The sequence below is a fragment of the Corynebacterium sp. NML 120412 genome, from assembly GCF_002285155.1.
Classification (GTDB): Bacteria; Actinomycetota; Actinomycetes; order Mycobacteriales; family Mycobacteriaceae; genus Corynebacterium; species Corynebacterium gottingense.
On record NZ_NSGL01000007.1, the window covers coordinates 38,218 to 58,366 of the forward strand.

Annotated in this window: 20 protein-coding genes, 1 pseudogene and 1 riboswitch; of the genes and pseudogenes, 14 read left to right on the forward strand and 7 right to left on the reverse strand. The window is 65.3% G+C overall.

Annotation, left to right across the window (positions count from 1 at the left end):
* Positions 1-7 precede the first annotated feature (7 nt).
* Genes CKJ84_RS10815 through CKJ84_RS10825 form a run of 3 tightly spaced genes read left to right on the forward strand, consistent with a single transcriptional unit; the run spans position 8 to position 3,704 of the window.
* Positions 8-856 carry a cytochrome c gene (locus CKJ84_RS10815; RefSeq protein ID WP_095538101.1) on the forward strand — a complete coding sequence of 283 codons (849 nt, stop codon included), beginning with the start codon at positions 8-10 and terminating at the stop codon, positions 854-856.
* Complete coding sequence (locus CKJ84_RS10820) at positions 853-2,073, forward strand: ubiquinol-cytochrome c reductase iron-sulfur subunit (protein ID WP_095546946.1); 1,221 nt, start codon at positions 853-855, stop codon at positions 2,071-2,073. The genes CKJ84_RS10815 and CKJ84_RS10820 overlap by 4 nt, the downstream gene beginning before the upstream one ends.
* Complete coding sequence (locus tag CKJ84_RS10825; RefSeq protein ID WP_095538103.1) at positions 2,073-3,704, forward strand: cytochrome bc complex cytochrome b subunit; 1,632 nt, start codon at positions 2,073-2,075, stop codon at positions 3,702-3,704. The genes CKJ84_RS10820 and CKJ84_RS10825 overlap by 1 nt, the downstream gene beginning before the upstream one ends.
* Before the next feature lie 76 nt (positions 3,705-3,780).
* On the opposite strand, the gene CKJ84_RS10830 is transcribed toward CKJ84_RS10825, so the two are convergent.
* The gene (locus tag CKJ84_RS10830) at positions 3,781-4,854 is read right to left on the reverse strand and encodes a zinc-dependent alcohol dehydrogenase family protein (protein WP_095546947.1); all 1,074 of its coding nucleotides are present in this window, start codon (positions 4,852-4,854) and stop codon (positions 3,781-3,783) included.
* Between the two features lie 384 nt (positions 4,855-5,238).
* Positions 5,239-5,399: riboswitch (cyclic di-AMP (ydaO/yuaA leader) on the forward strand.
* Positions 5,400-5,412: 13 nt separating this feature from the next.
* Between CKJ84_RS10830 and CKJ84_RS10835 the strand changes: the two genes are divergently transcribed.
* The 8 genes from CKJ84_RS10835 to CKJ84_RS10870 all read left to right on the forward strand — a co-directional run bounded on the left by CKJ84_RS10835 (position 5,413) and on the right by CKJ84_RS10870 (position 12,541).
* Positions 5,413-6,168: a C40 family peptidase gene (locus tag CKJ84_RS10835; RefSeq protein WP_095546948.1), complete on the forward strand. Its 756-nt coding sequence runs from the start codon at positions 5,413-5,415 to the stop codon at positions 6,166-6,168.
* Positions 6,169-6,366: 198 nt separating this feature from the next.
* Positions 6,367-7,413 carry a C40 family peptidase gene (locus CKJ84_RS10840; RefSeq protein WP_233125678.1) on the forward strand — a complete coding sequence of 349 codons (1,047 nt, stop codon included), beginning with the start codon at positions 6,367-6,369 and terminating at the stop codon, positions 7,411-7,413.
* A gap of 19 nt (positions 7,414-7,432) precedes the next feature.
* Positions 7,433-8,536, forward strand: coding sequence for a glycosyltransferase family 4 protein (locus CKJ84_RS10845; RefSeq protein ID WP_095546950.1), 1,104 nt, complete (start codon positions 7,433-7,435; stop codon positions 8,534-8,536).
* 15 nt (positions 8,537-8,551) lie between these two features.
* Positions 8,552-9,517 carry an ROK family protein gene (locus CKJ84_RS10850; RefSeq protein ID WP_095546951.1) on the forward strand — a complete coding sequence of 322 codons (966 nt, stop codon included), beginning with the start codon at positions 8,552-8,554 and terminating at the stop codon, positions 9,515-9,517.
* Between the two features lie 36 nt (positions 9,518-9,553).
* Positions 9,554-10,303, forward strand: a complete 750-nt coding sequence (locus tag CKJ84_RS10855; protein ID WP_095546952.1) for a 1-acyl-sn-glycerol-3-phosphate acyltransferase — start codon at positions 9,554-9,556, stop codon at positions 10,301-10,303.
* A complete protein-coding gene (locus CKJ84_RS10860; RefSeq protein ID WP_133064696.1) occupies positions 10,304-10,522 on the forward strand; it encodes a hypothetical protein in 219 nt (72 codons plus the stop codon). It abuts the gene before it with no gap.
* 42 nt (positions 10,523-10,564) lie between these two features.
* Positions 10,565-11,101 carry a polyadenylate-specific 3'-exoribonuclease AS gene (locus tag CKJ84_RS10865; protein ID WP_095546953.1) on the forward strand — a complete coding sequence of 179 codons (537 nt, stop codon included), beginning with the start codon at positions 10,565-10,567 and terminating at the stop codon, positions 11,099-11,101.
* A gap of 51 nt (positions 11,102-11,152) precedes the next feature.
* Entirely contained in the window at positions 11,153-12,541 is a 1,389-nt protein-coding gene (locus CKJ84_RS10870) for a class II 3-deoxy-7-phosphoheptulonate synthase (RefSeq protein ID WP_095546954.1), read from the forward strand.
* Positions 12,542-12,603: 62 nt separating this feature from the next.
* Here CKJ84_RS10870 and CKJ84_RS10875 read toward each other — a convergent pair.
* A pseudogene (locus tag CKJ84_RS10875) lies at positions 12,604-13,914 on the reverse strand (protein kinase); the annotation flags it as partial.
* Between the two features lies 1 nt (position 13,915).
* Here CKJ84_RS10875 and CKJ84_RS10880 point away from each other — a divergent pair.
* Positions 13,916-14,308, forward strand: a complete 393-nt coding sequence (locus CKJ84_RS10880) for an Rv2175c family DNA-binding protein (RefSeq protein ID WP_095546977.1) — start codon at positions 13,916-13,918, stop codon at positions 14,306-14,308.
* On the opposite strand, the gene CKJ84_RS10885 is transcribed toward CKJ84_RS10880, so the two are convergent.
* From CKJ84_RS10885 to CKJ84_RS10895, 3 genes are read right to left on the reverse strand one after another with little or no spacing between them, the layout of a single operon-like run.
* A complete protein-coding gene (locus CKJ84_RS10885; RefSeq protein WP_095546955.1) occupies positions 14,280-15,767 on the reverse strand; it encodes an alpha-(1->6)-mannopyranosyltransferase A in 1,488 nt (495 codons plus the stop codon). The genes CKJ84_RS10880 and CKJ84_RS10885 overlap by 29 nt on opposite strands.
* Positions 15,767-16,870, reverse strand: a complete 1,104-nt coding sequence (locus CKJ84_RS10890; protein WP_095546956.1) for a polyprenyl synthetase family protein — start codon at positions 16,868-16,870, stop codon at positions 15,767-15,769. Before CKJ84_RS10890 ends, CKJ84_RS10885 begins: the two co-directional genes overlap by 1 nt.
* 56 nt (positions 16,871-16,926) lie before the next feature.
* A complete protein-coding gene (locus CKJ84_RS10895; protein ID WP_095546957.1) occupies positions 16,927-17,493 on the reverse strand; it encodes a GNAT family N-acetyltransferase in 567 nt (188 codons plus the stop codon).
* 139 nt (positions 17,494-17,632) lie between these two features.
* Between CKJ84_RS10895 and CKJ84_RS10900 the strand changes: the two genes are divergently transcribed.
* Both CKJ84_RS10900 and CKJ84_RS10905 read left to right on the forward strand, forming a co-directional pair.
* Positions 17,633-18,076, forward strand: a complete 444-nt coding sequence (locus CKJ84_RS10900; protein ID WP_095546958.1) for an SAV_6107 family HEPN domain-containing protein — start codon at positions 17,633-17,635, stop codon at positions 18,074-18,076.
* A gap of 186 nt (positions 18,077-18,262) precedes the next feature.
* The gene (locus tag CKJ84_RS10905; RefSeq protein WP_095534976.1) at positions 18,263-18,655 is read left to right on the forward strand and encodes a DUF3040 domain-containing protein; all 393 of its coding nucleotides are present in this window, start codon (positions 18,263-18,265) and stop codon (positions 18,653-18,655) included.
* A 260-nt stretch (positions 18,656-18,915) separates the two neighbouring features.
* Here CKJ84_RS10905 and CKJ84_RS10910 read toward each other — a convergent pair whose 3' ends face one another.
* Together CKJ84_RS10910 and CKJ84_RS12260 are read right to left on the reverse strand one after the other, a co-directional pair.
* On the reverse strand, positions 18,916-19,845 hold the full coding sequence (locus tag CKJ84_RS10910) for a DDE-type integrase/transposase/recombinase (RefSeq protein WP_095545992.1): 930 nt from the start codon (positions 19,843-19,845) through the stop codon (positions 18,916-18,918).
* On the reverse strand, positions 19,784-20,149 hold a 366-nt coding region (locus tag CKJ84_RS12260; protein ID WP_158221702.1), incomplete at its 5' end, for a hypothetical protein. The genes CKJ84_RS12260 and CKJ84_RS10910, both read right to left, overlap by 62 nt.

A 20,149-nucleotide genomic window follows, 5' to 3' on the forward strand; every position in this document is an offset into this window, starting at 1 on the left:
AAACAAGATGGAAAACACACCAAAGAAGAAGCGCATTGGTCGCAAGACCAGGCGCACGGTCGCTGGTGCTGCCGCGCTCACGCTCGGCCTCTCCGGCGCCGGCCTCTTGGCATCCGCACTGGCCCCGAACGCTCAGGTTGCTAACGCAGAGCGAGACGAGCAGGCGATGATCCAAGAAGGCAAGGACATCTACGACGTCGCGTGTATCACCTGCCACGGCGCCAACCTGCAGGGCGTCGAGGACCGCGGCCCGTCCCTGATCGGTACCGGCGAAGGCGCCGTGTACTTCCAGGTGCACTCCGGCCGCATGCCGATGATGTCCAACGACGCGCAGGCTGAGCGCAAGCGCCCGCGCTACACCGAGTCCCAGGCACTCGCCCTCGCTGCGTACGTCGCGGCGAACGGTGGCGGCCCCGAGCTCGTGTACGACAAGGACGGCAGCGTCGCGATGGAGTCGCTGCGCGGTAAGGACTACGACGGCAACATTCAGGCCGCCGACGTTGCCCGCGGTTCCGAGCTCTTCCGCCTGAACTGCGCGTCTTGCCACAACTTCACCGGCCGCGGCGGTTCGCTGTCGTCCGGTAAGTACGCACCGGCCCTGGATCCCGCCAACGAGCAGGAGATCTACCAGGCGATGCTCACCGGCCCGCAGAACATGCCGAAGTTCTCTGACCGTCAGCTCTCTGCTGATGAGAAGCGAGACATCATCGCCTACATCAAGTCGGCTAAGGAGACCCCGAGCCCCGGCGGCTACGCCCTGGGCGGCCTCGGCCCGGTTTCTGAGGGTATGGCTATGTGGATGATTGGCGTGACCTTGGTCGCCGCCGCTGCTATCTGGATTGGATCGCGTTCATGAGTGATGTAAAGAAGAACTACACAAACGAAGAGCTGGACCGCATGAGCAATGCGGAGCTGGCCGCGCTGGGCACCGAGCTTGACGACGTCACCGTTGCCTACCGCAAGGAGCGTTTCCCGGTCGAGGGCGACCCGCGCGAGAAGTCCGCAGCCGCAGGTATCAACGCCTGGCTGTTGGTTTCGGTCCTGTGCGGCATCGCGTTCCTCGGCGTCTACCTCTTTTGGCCCTGGGAACCGAAGTTCCACGGCGACGAGGACCTGTGGGTCTACACCCTGTACACCCCGCTGCTCGGCCTGACCTCCGGTCTTGGCTTTGTCACGCTGGGTATTGCAATCATCCAGTACGTGAAGAAATTCATCCCCGCGGAGATCTCGGTACAGCGCCGCCACGACGGCCGTTCCAGCGAGCTGGATCGCCGCACGACGACGGCGCTGCTGAACGACGCTTGGGAGACCTCGACCTTTGGCCGTCGTAAGGCCATGCAGGGCCTCCTTGGCGGCGCTGGCGTGCTGGCCGGTCTCATGGTCATCGCCCCGCTGGCCGGTCTGATCAAGAACCCGTGGCGCCCGCGCACCGAGCTCGGCTACATGGGCGACGGCACGCTGTGGACCCACGGTTGGACCATTCAGGACCAGGGCGTCAAGGTCTACCTCGGCCGCGACACCGGTGCAATCGCCGAGCTGCACGAGGGCGAAGCCGGTTCGCACTACAGCACCGCCGGCGTCTCCCGCCTGGTGCGCATGCGCCCGGAGGACTTGGCTGCCGCGTCCATGGAGACTGTCTTCCCCCTCTACGAGGAGGACGTCAACGACGGCAAGGAGTACGACCCGAACCGCGACGTGTACGAGCACCACATGCACTCGCTGCACGGTCCGCGTAACTCCGTCATGCTGATTCGCCTGCGTTCGCAGGACGCACAGCGCGCCGTTGAGCGCGAAGGCCAGGAGGACTTCCACTATGGCGACTACTACGCATACTCGAAGATTTGCACGCACATCGGTTGCCCGACCTCGCTGTACGAGGCCCAGACGAACCGCATCCTGTGTCCGTGCCACCAGTCGCAGTTCGACGCACTGCACTACGGCAAGCCGGTCTTCGGCCCGGCCGCCCGTGCGCTGCCGCAGCTTCCTGTGACTGTTGACGAAGAAGGTTACCTCATCGCCAACGGCAACTTCATCGAGCCCGTCGGCCCGGCATTCTGGGAGCGTCGATCCTAATGAGCACTAAACTTGCACAAGCCGCGGACAACGTAGACTCGCGTTACACGATCTCCGGGTTCCTGCGGCCCCAGCTGAACAAGGTCTTCCCGAGCCACTGGTCCTTCATGCTCGGCGAGATGGCCCTGTACAGCTTCATCATCCTGTTGTTGACCGGTGTCTACCTGGCACTGTTCTTCGATCCGTCCATTACTAAGGTCATCTACGACGGCGCGTACCTCCCGCTTAACGGCGTGGAGATGTCACGCGCGTACGCAACTGCACTGAACATCTCGTTCGAGGTCCGCGGCGGCCTGTTCGTCCGCCAGATGCACCACTGGGCAGCGCTGATGTTCATGATGTCGATGTTCGCCCACATGATGCGCATCTTCTTCACCGGCGCGTTCCGTCGCCCGCGTGAAGCGAACTGGATTATCGGTGTCACCCTGGTGCTCCTCGGCATGATCGAGGGCTTCATGGGGTACTCCCTGCCGGACGACCTGCTCTCCGGCGTCGGTCTGCGCATTATGTCCGCCATCATCGTCGGTATCCCGATCATCGGTACCTGGATGCACTGGGCCATCTTCGGCGGCGACTTCCCGTCGGACCTCATGCTGGACCGCTTCTACATCCTGCACGTGCTGATCGTGCCGGGCATCATCCTGGCGCTGATCGCAGCCCACCTGCTGCTCGTCTGGTTCCAGAAGCACACCCAGTTCCCGGGGCCGGGCCGTACCGAGAACAACGTCATTGGTATCCGCATCATGCCGGTCTTCGCCGTCAAGGCAATCGGCTTCATGATGTTCGTCTTCGGCGTCCTCGCCGCGATGGCCGGCCTGACCACGATCAACAGCATCTGGATGCTTGGCCCTTACAACCCGTCGCAGGTCTCCGCAGGTTCCCAGCCTGACGTCTACATGCTGTGGACGGATGGTGCGGCCCGTGTCATGCCGGCGTGGGAGCTCTACCTGGGCAACTACACCATCCCGGGTGCGTTCTGGGTCGCCCTGCTCTGTGGCCTGATGGTCGTGCTGCTGATCACCTACCCGTTCATCGAGGCGAAGATCACCGGCGACGACGCGCACCACAACCTGCTGCAGCGCCCGCGCGACGTTCCCGTGCGCACCTCCATCGGTGTCATGGCGCTCGTGTTCTTCCTGCTGCTGACCATCTCCGGTGGTAACGACCACGTGGCCCACTTCTTCCAGATCTCGCTGAACGCGATGACCTGGTTCGGCCGCATTGGTCTAATCATCCTGCCGCCGCTGGCGTACTTCATCACCTACCGCCTGTGCATCGGCCTGCAGCGCTCCGACCGAGAGGTCCTGGAGCACGGCATCGAGACCGGCGTGATCAAGAAGCTGCCGAACGGCGCGTTCGTGGAGATCCACCAGCCGCTCGGTCCGGTGGACGAGCACGGCCACCCGGTCCCGCTCGAGTACGCCGGTGCCCCGGTTCCGAAGCAGCTCAACCAGCTGGGCTTCGCCGACTCCGAGACGGTTGGTACCTTCAAGTCCGGCGAGCTCGGCGTTACCGAGCGCGTTCGCGACGCGGAGGCGCAGAAGCACCACGAGGAGATCGAGACGCTGCGCAAGCTCGAAGAGACCAAGCACCTCTCCGACCGCAACGCCACCGACGAGCCGAGTCACTAGGGCCTGACTCAATCCACTTGCGGTCATCGAAAGGCCCCTTTCCCTTGTACGGGAAAGGGGCCTTTGCCGTCGCGTCTTACGCGTTGTCGATGATGACCTTCATCGCCTGGTGCTCCTCGGCGTGCGCAAAGGTCTCCCACGCTTCATCCAGCTCTGTAAACGTGAAGTGGTGGGTGGCCAGCGAGTTGATCGGCAGGTCCGAGTTCTGGACCGCCTTGAGCAGCATGCCCGTTGTGTTCGCGTTCACGAGTCCGGTGGTGACGGTGAGGTTCTTGATCCACATCTTCTGCAGCTCAAAGTCGACCGGCTTTCCGTGCACACCGACGACGGCAATGTGGCCGCCCTCCTTGACGTTTTCGGCGCACGTTGCCCACGCAGCCGGCAGCCCGACCGCCTCGATGGCAGTGTCCACGCCGTAGCCGTCCGTGATGGAAGCGACGTGGGCCGCGACGTCCTCCTTAGCCGGGTTCACCGTGTACGTCGCCCCCATCTCCTTGGCCTTGGCCAAACGGTTGTCGTCCATATCCACCACAGTGATTGATGCGGGGGAGTAGAACTGCGACGTGAGCAGCACGCCCATCCCTACCGGTCCCGCACCGACAATGAGCACGTCCTTGCCGGGCGCGACGGCACCATTTTGCACGCCGATCTCGTGGCCCGTGGGCAGCGCATCAGACAGGAAGACCGCTACCTCCTTGTCCAGTGTCTCCGGCAGGTGGTAGAGCGAGTTGTCCGCGAACGGGGTGCGCACGTACTCCGCGAGCGTGCCGTCGATCATGTAGCCCAGGATCCAGGACCCGCCGTTGCGGCAGTGGCTGTACAGCTGCTTCTGGCAGTTCTCGCACGTGCCGCATCGCGATACGCAGGAGATGAGGACCTTGTCGCCCGGTTTGAAGTTCTTCACGGAGTCGCCGACGGCCTCGACCGTGCCGATACCTTCGTGTCCAAGGATGCGCCCGTTCCATTCGCCGGTGCGCTCGCGCTCGGTGGCCTCAATCTCCGGGTTCTTGCCGTGGAAGATGCCGAGGTCGGTGCCGCAGATCGTCGTGGTGTCCACGCGGATGATGGCGTCGGTTGGCTCGAGAATCATGGGTTTGGGGCGGTCTTCGATGCGCACGTCGTTCGCACCGTAATAGGTCAGTGCTTTCATTGGGCGGTCCTTCCTGTAGGGGGTATCGGTATAGACCCAATTTTACGGCGGGGAGCATGCTTGCCGACGCCCTTCTGCCCCCGTTGCACCCGCCAAAAATGCCCCTGTGTCTAACGTCACAGTAGTTTCGTAAATGGCGCAGCGTACAGCTGTAGTCAATCAGTGGAATTTCCGCGCTGGTCGGTTTAGTGCAGGTCAATGGATAGAAATTGGGGAAAGAGCGGCGCGAATTGTGGGGGAGCGGTGGCGTCGATAAGCGGGCAAAGACTGTGCAAAGATTCGATAACGGATTAGTAACACTCTCAGTGTTGGACAAACTTGTTGCCGTTTCGTAATCTGATCGAGACATTGCGACAACAGCCGTTGCTTGCAAGGTACGAAAACAGAACATATGAGCCGAATTCCGCGGACCGAGTGAGATGCACGAGCGATGTGGAACCGGGAAACCGCACTTTCCTACAAGGGCGGATGGCGTGCAGAGGTACGTCAGGGCGCATTCTCAGGGCCCAGCCCGACAGGCAACCCGGTAGGCGAAGAGAAGATATGGAGAAACTTACAATGGCTAAGCACCGTCGCCAGAACAATTCCGCAGTGCGCACCGTCGCAGCTGCCACGGCCGTCGTCGCAGGCGCGACTCTGATGGTCCCGACCCAGGCTTCCGCCGCTGAGGTCCGCGTCCCGAACACCCCGGTTGCTGCCCAGATCCCGGGCATTGAGAACATTCCGGGTGTCGCAAACATCCCGGGCATCGAGGCTTGGGTCCCATCCCTGGCGGGCAAGGCCGATGGCGGCCAGTACCGTCAGGCCCTGTCCCAGGTGAAGACGCTGCCGGGTATCGCCAACGTCCCGGGCTTCAACCAGTTCATCGCCAACGTTGAGGCGCAGGTCCTGCCGGAGGCTCCGGCACCGGCCGTCGCTCAGCAGTACTCCGCTCCGGTGTCCGCGCCGGCGCCGGTGGTGCAGGAGAAGACCCAGGGTGAGCGCATCGTCGACATCGCCCGCACCAAGATTGGCTCGCCGTACGTCTACGGCGCAGCGGGCCCGAACGCGTTCGACTGCTCCGGCTTCACCTCCTGGGTCTACGCTCAGGCCGGTAAGTCCATCCCGCGCACCTCGCAGGCGCAGGCCTCCGCGGGTACCCCGGTCTCCCTGGACAACATCCAGCCGGGCGACATCGTCGTGTACTACAGCGGCGCCTCCCACGTTGCTATCTACGCTGGCAATGGCATGATCATCGACGCCCTCAACGACGGCGTCCCGGTCGGCGAGCGCCCGCTGAGCATGATGCCGGTCCACTCCGTGGTCCGCTTCTAACTCGCGGATTCGCGCACTCGTTGCGCACCAACTTTCACACCCGTGTCAATCGTTGCTGATTGGCCGGGTGTGCTTTTGTTGGACGGCTGATCTGGCTATAGTAGTTACAGTTTTGTAAAGGCTTGCGGTCAGTTGGACCACGGCCGATATTGGTTTTCCGAGTGGCGTACTCGGCTTGAAAGTTCAAGGGGATTTGTCGTGGGCAAACACTCTCTCCACGCGCGCGGTGCGCGCCGTTCAGGACGTCGAGGCGCAATGGTCATCGCGGTCGGTGCGCTCTCTTCGGCGGCGGTTGCCGCGCTGCAGGTGCCGGCTGGTGCGGACGACGTTGATGAGTTGATCGACAGGCTCGAAGACGTCTCGCACCAGGCCACGGCGAAGTCGGAGGAGATCAAGTCCCTCGAGGACCAGGTCGCTGAGTCCGAACGCAAGATCGCGGAGGCGGACGAGAAGGCTGCCGCGGCGCGCACCGCCGCTGCGGAGGCCAACGGCGCAAAGACGAGCTACCAGCGCAACGTCAACGACATTGCGCAGTCGAAGTACCGCAATTCGGAGTCGGAGGTGCTGCTCACGACGCTCGAGTCGGGCAGCCCGCAGGTGGCGATCGACCGAGCCGCGTACCTCAACTCGCTGTCTCGCAACGCGCAGATGACCATTGATGGCTTGAACACCGCCAACGAAGAGGCAGCGTCGCGCGCCCGGAGCGCGAACATTGCGAAGGCGGAAGCGGAGTACAACCGCAACCAGCTCGCCGCGCAGCTGGACGCGCTCCACCGCGAGCGCGACGAGCTGGACGACCAGATCCGTGACATCGAGGACCAGGTAGATAGCCTGAACGAGGAAGACCGCCAGCGCTGGATTGCCAAGGACGGACCGATCGACCTCGGTGCCAACGTGCCGGCAGCGGATTCTGGCGTGGTCGCCGCAGCGCTCGCGCAGATTGGCAAGCCCTACGGCTGGGGCGCGACCGGCCCGGACGCATTCGACTGCTCGGGCCTCATGGTGTGGGCCTACGGCCAGAACGGTAAGGGCATCCCGCGTACGTCGCAGGCCCAGCTGGCCGGCGGTACGCCGGTCTCCATGGACCAGCTGCAGCCGGGCGATATCATCGGCTACTACCCGGGCGTGACCCACGTGGCCATGTACATCGGCGACGGCATGGTGGTCCACGCGTCCGACTACGGCATCCCGGTCCAGGTGGTGCCGGTCAACTCCATGCCGGCCCAGGGCGCAGTGCGCTACTAACCGCGTACGCTGGCAGGCCATGGCCCCGACGCTGCTTGTCACCAACGACTTCCCGCCGACTCTCGGCGGGATTCAGTCGTATCTGCGGGATTTCGTCTCCCACCTCGTTGCGCTGAACGGGTCCGACTCGGTGGTCGTGTTTGCCTCCACGCAGGACGCGGCGGCTGCGCGCGAGTGGGACGCCGCGCAGCCCTACACCATCGTGCGGTGGCCACACCGGGTGATGCTGCCCACCCCGCGCGTCCGGGCGGCAATGGCGCAGCTGATCCGCCGCCACGGCGCGACCACGGTGTGGTTCGGTGCAGCCGCGCCATTGGCCGTCCTTGGCGGCGCCGCCAAGCGGGCCGGTGCGCACCGCGTCGTGGCCACGACCCACGGGCACGAGGTCGGCTGGTCGATGCTCCCGGGCGCGCGCCAGGTCCTGCGCAACATCGGCCGCAACGCAGACGTACTCACCTACATTTCCGGCTACACGCGCCGCCGCATTGCCCCCGCATTCGGCGCACACCCCGAGTACGTCGCGCTGCCGTCTGGGGTAGACACGGACTTCTTCCGGCCGGCCGAGCCCGCCCACGCCGAGCCCGCGCCCCGCATCGTGTGCGCGTCCCGGCTCGTCCGCAGAAAAGGGCAGGACCAGCTCATCCGCGCGCTGCCCGCCATCCGCGCAGCCGTGCCGGGTGCCCAGCTTGTGATCGTCGGGTCCGGTCCAGACGAGCGCCGACTCCGCACCCTCGCCCGCGGCACCGCAGGCGTCACCTTCACCGGCGCGGTCGACCGAGCAACGCTGCGCGACACCATCGCCTCAGCCGACGTCTTTGCCATGCCCGCTCGCACCCGCGGCGGCGGCCTCGACGTGGAGGGCCTTGGCATCGTCTACCTCGAGGCGCAGGCCTGCGGCGTCCCCGTCATCGCCGGCGACTCCGGCGGCGCGCCCGAAACCATCACGCCGGCAACCGGCGTCGTCGTTGACGGCACGAGCGTGCGCATGCTTGCCGACGCCACCATCACCCTCCTCAGCGATCCCGCCGCGTCCAAGCGGATGGGTGAGGCGGGGCGGGTGCGCGTCGAGAAGCACTTTGCCTGGGACGTGCTGACCCGCAGGTTGGCCGCACAGCTGAAGTAACTACGATGATGGGCTATGGCAACGGACGAAACGCTCACGCTCGGTTTTGACATCGGCGGAACGAACTTGCGCGCCGCCGTCGTGGATTCGGCGGGGCGGATTCTTGACTCGGCGCAGACGCAGACGCCGCAAACCGGCCCGGAAATGACGCAGGGGATCGTGCAGCTGGTCAACCAGTTGCGCGAGACGTACGACATCGGTGCTGTCGGCCTGGCGATCGCCGGCTTCCTCGACCCCGATTGCGAGATCGTGCGGTTCGCCCCGCACCTGCCGTGGCGCGATGACCACCCGCTGCGCCGCGAGCTCACTGACGCCCTTGGCCTGCCGGTGCGCTTGGAGCACGACGCGAACTCGGCGGCCTGGGGCGAGTACCGGTTCGGCGCCGCGAAGTCGGCCGACACGTGGGTGCTGTTCGCCGTGGGCACGGGAATCGGCGCGACACTGATGCACCACGGGGAGATCTACCGTGGGTCCTTCGGTACCGCCCCGGAGTTCGGCCACATTACCGTTGTCCCGGACGGGCGAGTCTGCTCCTGCGGCAAGCAAGGGTGCCTCGAGCGCTACGCGTCGGGGACCTCGCTGGTGGACTGTGCGATAGAGAGCGCGGCGAAGGGCTCCTACAAGCGCTGTGGCCTGTACCGCAAGGTGGTGGACAAGCGCGCGACTGGGCGCGACGTGATGGCCGCGGCGCGCGCCGGCGACGAGCTGGGGCAGGCCGCCGTGGACAGCTTCGCCACCTGGCTGGGGCGCGGACTGTCAATCGTCGCTGACGTGCTCGACCCCGCCCTCATCGTGTTGGGCGGAGGGGTGTCGGAGGATGCCGACCTGTTCGTTGACACTGCTCGGGAAACGATGGCGAACACGATGGTCGGGTCCGGGTACCGCCCGGTGGCAGACATCCAGTGCGCGGAACTCGGCCCCCAGGCCGGTATGATCGGTGTGGCTGACCTCGCGCGCGAGATGCTGCGCGGCGAGCACTGAAATCTTGATCAGCATCTTGATGAGGGAGCAAACGCAATGACAAACCGGTGGTATTCACTGTTTAAGGCCGTGCTCGGCCCGTTCCTCATTGTGTGGAATCGCCCGACGATCAACGGGGCGGACAACATTCCGGAGCGCGGCCCGGCGATCATGGTGTCCAACCACCAGGCCGTCATGGACTCGTTTTACCTGCCGCTGATGGTGCGCCGGCAGCTCACGTTCCCGGCGAAGAGCGAGTACTTCACCACGCCCGGCGTGAAGGGAGCGGTGCAGAAGTGGTTCTTCTCCTCGGTGGGGCAGGTCCCGCTGGACCGCCAGAGCTCGGATGCGGGCGATGCCCTGCTTAACGCCGCGACGCGGGTGCTGGACAGCGGCGAGCTCTTTGGTATTTACCCGGAGGGCACGCGCTCGCCGGACGGCCGGGTATACAAGGGGCGCACGGGCGTTGCGCGCATCGCGATGGAAACGGGCGCGCCCGTCGTGCTGACCGGCATGGTGGGCACCCGCAACGCCAACCCGATCGGCACCAACTTCCCGCGCCCGGCGAAGGTGCACATTGAGATCAGTGAGCAGATCGACCCGCACGCGTGGGCTGCGGAGCACGGGTTCGACCCGGCGTCGCGCGAGGTAGCCCGTCCGTTCACGGACTACCTCATGCGCCGGCTCGCCGAGCTGACGGGCTACGACTACGTTGACGTCTACGCCAGCGAGGTCAAGGAATCCCTCGCCGCGACGGGGTCGTACCCGCCGGGAGCCGAGCCGGAAGCAACGTCGGAGGGAAAGTAGGTGAGCATGAAGAGCATGGACAAGGATCTCCTCACCCGCATCGTGCTGGTGGTTGTCACGGTGGCGCTCTACATTGTTGCGTCGCAAACCGGCTTTCACACGACGATTGCCGCACCGATCGCCGTCGTCATCGTCGCGGTAGTGATGTTCTGGCCGCGCAGTCGCGCTCGGCGTGAGGAGCGCCTGCCGATCCGCTTGGATGATCGCCCGAGCGAGTAACAAATGTTTACACCCTGGAACTAGGAAGGCCTGTGTGCGCAGGTGAAGTACTTCTACGATACGGAGTTCATTGAGGACGGCTCGACGATCGAGCTGGTGTCCATCGGCATCGTCGCCGAGGACGGCCGCGAGTACTACGCGGTTTCTCGCGACTTCGACGCCACCCGCGCCAGCGACTGGGTCGTCCGCAATGTGCTGCGTAAGTTGCCGCCGGAGAGCGACCCGCGCTGGAAGCCGCTGCGCACGATCCGCGATGAGGTCTTCGACTTCCTCACCGCTGACTCCTCCACGCCGCACCTCTGGGCGTGGGTTGGCGGCTATGACCACGTGCTGTTCGCACAGATGTGGGGTGACATGAGCGCGTACCCGCGCGAGCTGCCGCACTTCACCCACGAGCTGAAGCAGTATTGGGAGATGGCCGGCCGGCCGAAGCTTCCGCGGGTTCCGAAGGGGAGCCACGATGCGCTTGTCGACGCCCGTCATAACGTCAAGAAGTACCGCGCCTGCGCGGAAGTGCTGCCGCTGGATGCAAAAGGCCGGGTCACCGCGTTCCGTGACCCCTCTCTTGGGCACGCATAAAAGTCCGCAAATTCATTTTGTGCCCCTCACCGGTGTGCTAAGAATGAGAACGTGAGTTGGACTATTGACATCCCTAAAGAAGTTTTGCCCGATCTTCCGCCGCTGCCGGGGGACCTGAACGAGCAATTTCAGGACGCGGTTTCGCGCGACGCGAAGCAGCAGCCGAGCTGGGACCCGGATCAGGCCCGCGCCGTGCGCAAGATCCTCGAGTCCGTTCCGCCTGTGGTCCTCGCGCCGGAGGTGCACCAGCTGAAGTCGCACCTCAAGAACGTCGCGCTGGGCAAGGCGTTTCTGCTGCAGGGCGGCGATTGCGCCGAGACCTTTGAGTCCAACACGGAGCCGCACATCCGGGCGAACGTGCGCACGCTGCTGCAGATGGCGGCGGTGCTGACGTACGGCGCGTCGATGCCGGTGGTCAAGCTCGGCCGCATCGCGGGGCAGTACGCCAAGCCGCGCTCGTCCGATCTGGACGCGAACGGTCTGCCGAACTACCGCGGCGACATTGTCAACGGCGTGGAGCCGACCGAGGAGTCCCGCCGCCACGACCCGGCCCGCATGGTCCGCGCGTATGCAAACTCGTCCGCAGCGATGAACCTGGTGCGCGCCCTGGTTGCTTCGGGCACCGCTGACCTGCACAACATCAATGATTGGAACCGCGAGTTCGTGACCAACTCGCCGGCGGGTGCGCGCTACGAGGCGCTCGGACGCGAGATCTCTCGCTCGCTCGCGTTCATGGACGCCTGCGGTGTCAACGACTACAACCTGCGCACCTCCGAGATTTTCGCGTCCCACGAGGCGCTGCTGGTTGATTACGAGCGCGCGATGCTGCGCCTGGCTGATGGCGAGGACGGCAAGCAGCACCTCTACGATCTGTCCGCGCACCAGCTGTGGATTGGCGAACGCACCCGCGGGATGGATGACTTCCACGTCAACTTCGCGGCGCTCATTGATAACCCGATCGGCATCAAGCTCGGCCCGAAGGTGACCCCGGAGGAGGCTGTCGCCTACGCGGACAAGCTCGACCCGAACCGCGAGCCGGGCCGCCTGACCATGGTGATCCGCATGGGTCACGACAACATCCGCACGGTCCTGCCCGGCATTGTCAAGGCGGTCGAGGCGTCCGGCCACAAGGTCGTCTGGCAGTCGGACCCGATGCACGGCAACACGTTCACCTCGTCCAACGGCTACAAGACGCGCCACTTTGACAAGATTATTGATGAGGTCCAGGGCTTCTTCGAGGTCCACCGCGAGCTGGGCACGCACCCGGGCGGCGTGCACATCGAGCTCACCGGCGAGAACGTCACCGAGTGCCTCGGCGGCGCGCAGGACATCAGCGACGTGGACTTGCCGGGCCGCTACGAGTCGGCATGCGACCCTCGCCTGAACACCGAGCAGGCCCTCGAGCTGGCCTTCCTCGTCGCGGAGATGTTGCGCTACTAAGCGCCATTCGCTTCTCGACGCCCCCGCGATCCCTCCCTTCCTCACCCGCCCAGCGCGGAACTGAGCAGGGGAGGGATTTCGCCGTAGAGGCCCGAGCCGAACCACCAACCGCCGACGGCGACAGCTGCGGTGACCGCAACCGCGAACAGCACGTACACCACAATCCCCAGGCCTGATCGGTTGGACACGCGCCGCACCTTGGGGCGCGGTCCGCGCGCGGCTGGCGGTGCCGCCGGTGTTGGCGGCCGCTGCGTGGGAGGCGGCGCGACGGGAGCCTGCCGCGTCGGCACGGGCACCGGTTGCGGGGCAGGCTGCGGGACTGGTTGCGGAACCGAAGCCGCGGCCCCAGCGCCCGGGGCATCCGGGAACAGGCGCCGCTCGGCCTGCGGAACGGCGCGCGTGGATCCTGCTCCGTTGGGGTACTGCGGGCGCTGAGGGTGCGGAGGACGAGGAGGGCGCGGCTGGGAGCCGAAGCGCGTGGGGTGCGCTGCGGCGCGGTTTGCGGCCGAGTTTTTTGGGGCCGGCACGGTGTAGGCGGGAAGGCGCAGGTCGCGCGCGACGTCGTCGAGCGCATCGAGGAACTCCCCGGCGTCGCGGAACCGCTCGGAGGGGGTCCGGGCTGTCGCGGTGGTGACGAGTTCGTCGAAGAGCATGGGCACTCCGTCGATAAGCTGCGACGGCGGCGGCACATCATCCTGCAAGCGTGCGTAGGCGTGGGCGAGCGGCGTGTCGCCGGTGAACGGGGTGCGGCCGGTGAGGAGCTCGAAAAGGACAATGCCGGCGGAGTAGACGTCTGAGGCGGGCGTGATCGCGGAGCCGTTGACCTGCTCCGGCGAGAGGTAGGACACGGTGCCCACGATCTGGTCGGTAGATTGCGGCGATTCGGCGGCGGCGCGCACGAGCCCGAAGTCGGCGAGTTTGACCTGGTGGTCCGCGCTGATAAGCACGTTGTCGGGCTTGATGTCGCGGTGGACAAGGCCCTTGGCGTGCGCGACTCCGAGCCCGGTGAGCAGGCCGCGGAGCACGCTGGTGGCCGCGTGCGGCGGCATCGGGCCGCGCTCGGCGAGGAGCTCGCGAAGCGTGCCGCCGGTGATGAGCTCCATGATGAGGAAGATGGTGTCGCCCTGCGCGGAAAAGTCGTAGACGTTGACCAGGTTCGGGTGCGACAACTGCGCCATGGCGCGGGCCTCGCGGCGGAACCTGTCGAGGAACACCGGGTCATGAACATACTGCTCGTGCATGACTTTTGCGGCGACCTCGCGCCCGAGTCGGGTATCCACGCAGCGGTACACGGTGGCCATGCCGCCACGCGCGATCGGCCTGTCGATCACGTACCGGTTGTCCAGGTAGTCTCCTACACGCATGCTGACCAGTATGGTGCACACCCGTCGCTCGGCGCTAAACTACGGTTCCGTGAATACTCTTGATGATCTTCTCGCTGGCGAAGAACTGCTCACCATGCCTGATGTTGCGGAGATGCTCGGCATCCCCGTGACCAAGGTGCACGACTACGTGAACGGCAAGAAGCTCGTGGTCTACCGCAAGGACGGCAAGAAGTGCATCCCGGCCGTGCTGTTCAGCGACGGCGAGATGAGCAAGTTCATCACCGGCGCGATCACGGTGCTCTACGACGGCGGATTTACCGAGGAAGAGATCCTCGCATACCTGTTTACCCCGGACGATTCGCTCCCGGGCCGTCCGATCGACGCCCTGCACGGCCACGGCGCGCGCGAGGTGATTAGGCGCGCGCAGGCGATGGCGTTCTAGCGCCGACCTGCTTATCGACGCCACCGCGCGGCCACACCAACACGACCGACAGAAGCGCCGCGAACGGCGCGAGCACGAGGAACCACGGGTCGTAGAAGCGGTGGTTGCCGCTGCCCGTGAACGCGAGCGCGATGACGACGGAGCCGCCCACCGCGACCCGCTCGACCCACGCCGGGGCACGGAACGTGCCCACCAGTGAGATGAGCGACGCGTAATACCAAGGCAGCGTCACCGAGTTGGCGACGAATGCGACGGCGTAGGCGGCGGCGGTGCCGGCGACAGCGGTGGCGTCGGCAAGCGCCCTGTCCTTGGGGCGGAAGAACCACCACACGACGACGAGCCCGGCGAGCATGAGGATCCCGCTGGCCGCGCGGGTGGCGGCGAGGGCGCTGTTGTAGTGGAAGTCCTCGTTGATCAGCTGCGCGATCGGCGCGATGAGCTCGGCGAGCAGCGTCGGCCCGGCCAGCGGGTTGACCACCTTGGAGTTTCCGGAGATCTCCTCGACCCAGCCCCACGACGATCCGGAAAGCACGGTGACGAGATTGACCACCGCGGCCGTGACGGCGACGGTCCACGCACCGCTGCCGATGAACACGCCCACGCGGCGCGGCCAGCTGGCGTGCGCGCCGCCGTTGTCGCGCGCGAGCAGGATCCAGACGACGAAGGGGAGCGCGATCGCCGCGGTGGCCTTCAAGGAGACGGCGAGCGCGATGAGCGCGATGCCTGCGGTGGACCAGGCAAAACGGCGTCGCTCCGGCGCGATGCACGCGAGCAGGCCGGCGGAAACGAGGCCGACCATGACGGATTCGTTGTGCATGCCGCCGACGAGGTGCAGCAGCATGACCGGGTTTGTGGCGCCGATCCAGAGGGCGAACTCCGGGTCGCCGCCGAGCTCGCGGGCGATCCGCGGTACCGCCCACACGATGAGGGCGAAGCCGGCGAGCGAGATGAGCTTGTACGCCACCAACCCGGCGGTGACGTCGTCGCCGATGACCGAGGTAATCGCCTTGCCCAGCCCGAGGTGTAACGGGCCGTACGGGGTGGTGGTGTTGCGCCAGTCGTGGCTGACCTCCCAGAGGTACGGCCCCGGGTTGACGGCTGCGCCCTCGGTGTAGGGGTCGTAGCCGTCGCGAAGCATTGCCCCCTGCATGAGGTAGGAGTAGACGTCGCGCGACAGCACCGGCCCGCTGAGCACGAGCGGTGCGGTCCAGGCGCAGGTGGCCAGTCGCGTCGCGCGTAGGCCGGGGCGGGCGCGGCCGAGCAGCAGCCAGGCCACGACAAGACCCAGGATGCCCACGGTGAGCAGGCCGTCCATGAGTCCGCGGCCGTGGCCGTAGGTCAGCGCGTTGAGGCCGAGTTCCCGCATCAGCCCGCTGCGGTTGCGCGTTGCGCCCGCACCGTAGGAGCCAAGCGCGATGCACACGCTGGCGGCGACGCCAAGCCAGAGCGTGCGTTGCATCAGGCACGCCGTTCCGTGGACTTGATGGCCAGTTGCCGCAGGTTGTCGGCCACGGCGTCGTCGATATTGGCGGTCTCCAGGTGCGCGAGCCCCGAGGTCGTGAGTGCCTCAATTCGCTTTTCGACGCCCTCCAGCGCCCCACTTTCCGCAATCAGCTCCGCCAGCCGGGCCAGATCCTCAGGCGCCGTGGCGGTGCCGATGCCGGCGCGTAGCTCGGCCGCGGCGGACGGGTCGGACTCGTCGAGCAGCTGGAGCGCGGTGGCGAAGAGGACGGTGCGCTTGCCCTCGCGGAGGTCGTCGCCGGCCGGCTTGCCGGTGACGGCGGAGTCCCCGAAGACGCCGAGGACGTCGTCGCGGAGCTGGTAGGCGATGCCGATGTCGTGGCCGTAGCCGCGGAAGGCTTCGATGGTATCCGCAGGCGCGCCCGCGATCGCTGCGCCGAGGTGCAGCGGGCGTTCGATGGTGTACGCGGCGGTCTTGAACCGGTTGACGCGATCCGCAAGTTCGATGGACTCGCTGCCCTGCGCCTCGAGCATGATGTCGAGCAGCTGGCCGCCGATGACCTCGGTGCGCATCCCTCGCCAGGGCGCTGCGGCGCGCTCGAGGGCGGCGTCGCTCAGGCCGGAGTAGCGCCACATGTCCTCGGCCCACACCAGGGCGAGGTCTCCGATGAGGATGGCGGCGTGTTCGCCGAAGGTGGCGGCGTCGCCGCGCCTGCCGGCCGCGAGGTGTTCGGCCTCCACGGCGCGGTGGACGGTCGGGTTGCCACGCCGGGTGTCGGAGGCGTCAATGATGTCGTCGTGGACGAGGGCACAGGCCTGGATGAACTCGAGCGCGCTGACGGCGCGCAGGACTGCCTCCGGGTCCTCGGCGCTTCCGGCCCCTTTACGCTCCAGCCCGCCGCCGCCAACGAAGCCGGCCCAACCATAGAGCGGGCGGATGCGCTTTCCGCCGCCCAGGACGAATCGCTCCAGGTGCGCTACCGCGTTGGTGACGGGCTCGCCGATGCGGGCGACCGGTTCGCGCTGCTGGTCAAAGAATTGGCGGAGTTGTGCTTCCACGGCCGCGGGGATCTGGTCTAGCGGGGTGCTCCTATCGGCCACGGTGTGAACTCCTTATATCTCATGAGTGTGGGGGCGTCGTGCTACCGCAAGATTACCTACCCGTCGGACGGCAGCGGCAGGGTGCGTCCCAAGATTGCGAACGGGCGCGGGTCCCCCGAGTAGTAGAAGCCGCGGGCGACGTCGGTGAACCCAAACCTGCGGTAGAGCCGGAAGGCGGCGTTGGCCTCCTGCTCGACCTCCGGGGTGGACAGCAGCGCGTGGGGCGCAGGTGTCGCCTGGAGGAGCGCGCGCAGGAGTTGCGCGCCGATGCCGTGCCCCTGGGCGCTGGGGGAGACGTGGACCTCCGCAACCTCGAAGTAGTTGCGCAGGATTGCGCGGTCGTGGTCGGTCGGCCCGCCGTTTTCTCGCATCGCGCGGACGAGCTGTCGGTCCCACCAGCGCTCGCGGCTGCCCAGGAATCCGTAGGCCACGCCAAGAACGTGCTCGCCGCTGACGGCGGCGAAGGCAACGAACCCGGGGGTGGTGACTTCGCCGCGCCAAACGCGGATCCGCTCGGGGCGGATCGAGCGCGGGTACTCCATCGCGTCGAGGTAAATGTCCACGAGCTGCGGTGCAAGGTACGCGAATTCAGCCTTGCTCAGGGGGCGAATGTCTACGGTCACGTCTCCATCGAACCATGCCGGTACTCGCGCCGTGGAAAAAGCCACAACTTCGAACATTTGAGCGATTATCGACGCCACCGTGTTCGCCCCGCACCTTAAGGTCAACACCAACGACATCCCAATAGGAAAGGACAGCCCGATGAACACCACTACTGCCAGCGTGATTTCCGCAACTACCCGCTCCGCGTCCTCCACCGCCAAGCGCGACCGCTTCCTTGCCGCCGCGGACGCCTTCTTGGCGCAGGCTCACGAGGAGCTTGAAGCGGGGGATGAGGCGCTCGCTCTTGAGCAGGCGTACCTGGCTGCGCTGCGTACTGCGGGAGCGGTGTGTGCCACCGCGCCGGAGATACGCCGGCGAAAGCGGCTGCCGAGTAGCGCGTGGGACAAGCTGGCGCTCACCGGTCCGGACGGCAAGCGGTGGGCGGCGACGTTTCGTGGTTACTCGGCGCTGCGTGGCCGCGTTGCCTCTGGCATCCAGCAGCGCCCAGAGATGGACAAGGTGACGGCCCTGCTGGACGAGGCGGAGCAGTTCTATCTGGCGTCCCTGCCGGAGTTTGGCGCGGAACCTCCACTGGTGGCCTAGTACGGCGGCATGGAGGCGGGGTGCGCTGTGGGCGAATGGCAAATCAGTACAGTTCGCTGAACCGATTCTCCGGCGGGAACAATCTGAGTAGGATGACCGTTGTACCCATAAGATGATTCGCCGCCGAGGCGATTCAACCACCGATTGAGTGCGGTCAACACGCCGTATAGCTGGGGAGTGAAGCCATTGTCTCTTTCTGAACAGGAACAGCGCGCCCTCCGAGAGATCGAGCAGTCGCTTCTCGCTGAGGACCCGCAGTTCGGGAGCTCGGTCGCGCAAGACGCTGACTACGCAGGCCGTCAGCCGTCCGGCAAGATCACCCTCCGTAGCGTCGCGCTGATGGTCTTGGGTCTTGTGCTCCTGCTCGGCGGTGTCGCGCTCGCAACCGTCAGTGTGTGGATGGTGCTCATCAGCATCGTGGGCTTCGGCGTGATGATGTTCGGTGGTGTCATGGCGTTGCGTACGCCCGCAACCCCGTCCCCGCACCTCCGTCCGCAGCAGGCGAACGCGGCGCCGCAGTCGCGCCGTGGCGCGTCGATGGAGGAGAGTTTCCGCCGCCGTTTCGAGGATCGGCAGTAGACCGCCGGTAGGTACTGCCCGGGGAAGTTGTTGCCCCGCAGATTTACTCAGCGCATCCCGTTCTGGGGTGCGTGTTTTCATGTCCGCACTCTCTTCGGGTGCTCAGGCTCTTTCCGGCCCCGGGCGGCCATGAGTCAGGACGCGTCATCCGCTCTGACAACGCTATCGACACCCAGGTGACGAGATCGCCGTGACGAAGTCGTAGGAAAAGGGCCTGCGGATGTTTTGTTGGAGTGCCCCGGGGGCTTGTGTGTTGTTGTTTAGACTCCAAGTGCTTGGCGGTGTTCGGCGATGGTGGCATAGCCGTTGCCTAGCGTCGACTTCAGCCTGGTGTGGGTGTAGAAGTCGATGTAGTTGTCAATATAGTCTCGCATTTGTGCCACCGTCATCTTTTTGGTGGCGGGTCTGCCTTTGAGCAGTTCTTGTTTCATCGTGCCGAAGAACCCCTCGGTGCGCGCGTTATCACCACTTGTGCCTTTCCGTGACAGTGACGGGATGTATCGCCACCGCCTCTGGCACCATTCCCCTGTGGCGCATGCCTTGCACCCGGTGATGTTGTGGGCGTGGTCGGTAATCAGGTTGACCCAGCGTGTGCTGCGGTAGAGCCCTCCACGATCCGAGTGCAGGATCGGTTGCGCATCAGCAGGTTTTACCGCGTCGATCCGTTCAATCATCCCGGCAACCAGCTCATGGTTTGGCGTTTGTGACATGGTCACAGCAATGGGCATCCCGTCGAAGAAGTCGATGGCTGCTGACAAGTAGAGCCTGCCGTCACTGCAGCGGATTTCGCTGACATCGGTACCAATTTTCTGCCAAGGTTGATCCGCGTGAAAATCATGGGTCAACCCCTTACTGTGCGCATACCGGGTGAAATACTGCGAGTGCGCCACCTCAGGGCGGGCAAGGGTATGTGTCTCATTAGCAGGGCGCTCGTTATCGCCAATGAGCAGCAGGTTTGCCGGGCGGTGCGCGGTCTCGCCGGTGTATGAGGAGTACTTCGTGGATGCTTTTGCTGGTGGGTGGCAGCCGAGTGTGTCCATCAGCTCACGCACAATTTTTTCCGATATGCGATGCCCACCGCGAACAAGCCACGCGTGGATGCGCCGGTAGCCGTAGCTTTGCCCGCACTCATCGACTGCCTGGCGGATGAGTACTTTGTACTTGTCGCGGCGTGCCTTGCGTTTTGCCACACTGCGTTGGTGTTTGCCCTGGTGGTGATAAAACGTTGACTGCACGATCCGCGGCGAGCGCGCATGCTTTGGCGATACTGATGTGGTGGGTGTCCGTAAGGGCGCAGACCACAGCAGCTTTCGCAGCTATAGACAATGCACCATCACGGACGAGGGCTTTTCCCGATGCATCACCACTGCCCTGGGTGTGTTCGCTGCCGCCCATGAGCACTTCAATGATCGCGTCTTTGACCGCTTGGCGTTCGCGTTCCTGGGCGAGGAGTTTCTTTAACTCTGCAGGGTCATCAGGCAGCGCATCCATATC